Origin of the sequence: Endozoicomonas sp. ONNA2, assembly GCF_024606365.1 — a bacterium.
Classification (GTDB): Bacteria; Pseudomonadota; Gammaproteobacteria; order Pseudomonadales; family Endozoicomonadaceae; genus Endozoicomonas.
The window spans coordinates 1-2,895 of record NZ_JAHHPO010001097.1; the positions used below are offsets into that span (position 1 = coordinate 1).

The 2,895-nt window shown below is 43.3% G+C and carries 1 protein-coding gene; it reads right to left on the reverse strand.

Going from position 1 to position 2,895, the window contains the following annotated elements:
- Nucleotides 1-390 precede the first annotated feature (390 nt).
- Nucleotides 391-2,226 (reverse strand): serpin family protein, encoded by a 1,836-nt coding sequence (locus tag KDK14_RS19595; RefSeq protein ID WP_257266900.1) that lies wholly within the window; start codon nucleotides 2,224-2,226, stop codon nucleotides 391-393.
- Nucleotides 2,227-2,895: the final 669 nt, after the last annotated feature.

Below are 2,895 nucleotides of genomic sequence, written 5' to 3' on the forward strand. Positions count from 1 at the left end.
GTCTATTCTAGGACAGCCTCGCGTACACTTAACCAAATGAAATCATTTTTTTCGGACTAAGTGATCATTCACTCTGCGGCTTCACAACTCCGGCCACATACCTACGGCTATGCTTGCTTTGTTGTGACTTGTAGAGTAACTGATCATTTTTCCAGAAACATACGATTTCATTTGTCCAACTACTATACAAATTCCGTCTACTAAATATGAGATCAGGCAAGCCATTCTGGACAGCAGGGTAAGGTGGAATAACGAGTAATAGCAGGGCTATTGCGAGAAATTCCAATGAAGATACAGCTGTTCAAAATGGTTGCGCAGTTCATATTTAGAAGATGGAGTTGGTATTATCAGCTATGTGATAAGTTACCAGCTCGGCCTCTACCGCCTTCGCTATTCCCGGTTTTTCGGGAATAGCTTATCTATTAGGATACTTCTTGCATTAGAGGTTAAGCGTACTTCGAATCTGGGATCGGCTTTAATATAGGAAAAGTCTGTAATTCTTACAGAATCTTTATGTTCTTGTCCAATAAATCTATTTATTCTTCTCACGATTGCATCCGCTTCTTTTTTGGTGTCAGTTGTGATATCAAGAGCGAATTGACCCAATTCAACGTTTTTGACAGGAACATTGAATTTTTCTTCTAAGGCTTTTAATAATTGATTCTCTTTGTTTTTTGTTGTCAGGTCGTCAAAAGACTTCTTGGGTGTGGAGGGGATATTTGGCAAGTTGCCAGAAGGCTGCCCTGATGTGGAAGGTATATTTGGCTGGCCGCCAGAAGGCTGCCCCGATGTGGAGGGTATATTTTTAACTGGGCTTTCTTCCCTCCCTGCCAGTTGTCGAAGTCTTTTCATAAATTTTGCTCTAAAGTCTGAGCCTAGTCCTTTGATGCAGATACCGTGTTGTGCTTCTCCACACCTCCTGCACCTACGACGAAGAATTTTCCTGGTAGCAACACTAATGCTCGCCCCAGCGCCTTCAATAATTACTGGTTCATCCGAAGCAACCAGATACTCATCATCCTTAATCGCTGCTTCAAGCACACGATTACCTTTCTCATCGGCAATAATAACCAGACCGGGGCTATTAAAATTAAATTCAAAAGGTTCATTTTTGGCACCCTCTCTGGTGACCGATGTTACAGTAGCAACTGCACCACGGGCACCTTTCTCATCTATTTCGGCGATGGTTGTTTGGATTGTGCTAATGTCGCCACAAAACTGTCCGTCTAATTTCTCTAACATTTCCGGCGTTATTTCTATTCCCCGTAAAGAACCAATCTGTTCCAATAGCTCGCTGTTCGTACTGTTTATTCTTATTTGCGGGAGCGTCAGTTTAACTTGTTCTTTGTTTTGACTGTCAAGTGCTCTATTAATCAGATGATTAAGGTCCTCAGAACTTTCAATTCTGTCAATGGCACCAGGTGAAGGTTGCAGCGGTGCTATCGCCACCAGGTAAAGTTGCTCCTCCCTCTGTTCGAATGGTAGAGCGATGGCAGCCAATCCCCGTTTTGGGTCAATCATTAAACCCATCTTATCCGTTGTTGTCATCGTTTCGACGCCAACTGTCACCCCATCTGCTTTCATAAATAGCCCGGTACCCTTTGCTAACTCTTTCTTCCATCCTACATTGAATACCATAACATTGGTAAGGGTGGTTTTGATTGAATGCGTACCGTCCTTCAGCAATGCAGGAATTAAACCCCCGGTAGCGACTTTGAGGTGTTCATTTGTCATATCAGCTACGCTTTCATTTCCCTCAGGGGTTAGTATCTTTGCCAGATAATGCGTAGACAGGACTTCTACAAGTTCATCATCGGATCTCAGATTATTCCTGGATGCCAAGAGGTTCAATGTAGAAACCAACTTTTTTTCGTAGCCAGCAGATTCGAAAGAATTCTTTCTGCTGAAACCTCCCATTACCTTATGGATCTCCCGAGCAAACTTATCTGTCAGTTTACCAGGAGGTATGTCGAGGATCCTTGCCATATCGTCGAGACCCATGGTTGCCAGCAACAGCCCCACTGACGCGGTCAGGCTCAAACTGGACGTAACAGCGCTGGACTGACCGGCAGGATTTAATATTACAAAAGACAGGTCATTAATAAATGCGGTAACTATGCTTTCAGCACGATCCAGGAGTTCTTGCTGGTTGCAGGTTGTTGTTTCAATCGGTGCATATGTAGAAACAGTTGGTGTTATTGAGGTCAAGCTGGTTGGGTCGATCATTTTAATGCTCTTGTATACTGAGGATATACGGGTTAAAATCTATCAATAGTGGTTGCCCGCCCCGCCTTGAGGCAGACTACAACACTAGACAGTCTCCAGAAGTTAGAAGTTCCGAAAAAACTGAAATTTTTTTTCCTTATGCTTCAGATCATGAAGCTTCTGTTTCAACCAGGCTTCCCCTTGTTGCTTTTTTTCCAGGGAAAAAGCCTCTGCGGCATCGGTAGCATATTAATACGCTGTCGTGCAATGCTTCGTATGAAGTCTCTCACCTGTATCGTCATACAAGCTGATAATGTCGTATATCGCCATACGGTATCATTTGTAATATTACAGGTTTGCCGCATCCGGGCCTGTCGCCAACGCCTTTGCAGATCGTGGCAACTCGGGGATTTCACTCCCATTTCTCTTCCTTGGCCTGTACAATACCGACGACAACGTTCCCTAATCTCCAGAAGTGTTGATCGACAGGTTTTTCGACGATCATTTTGCAGCAAATCATGCTCTACCCCGGGAACGGCTGTCTCGGCATATTTCCAACTTATGAAATATCCGGACCAGGAGGCTCCCATGCAAAATAGGAAGGGTTTAAATAATTTTCTTTTATGATTTTTTGAAATAAAAACAAACAAAAATTTGACGAACCCGCTTTTTGGCTATTTACTGTAATAA

Coding starts and splice junctions, on each gene's coding strand:
- KDK14_RS19595 (WP_257266900.1), bottom strand. CDS start 2,226: ATGATCGACCCAACCAGCTTGACCTCAATAACACCAACTGTTTCTACA.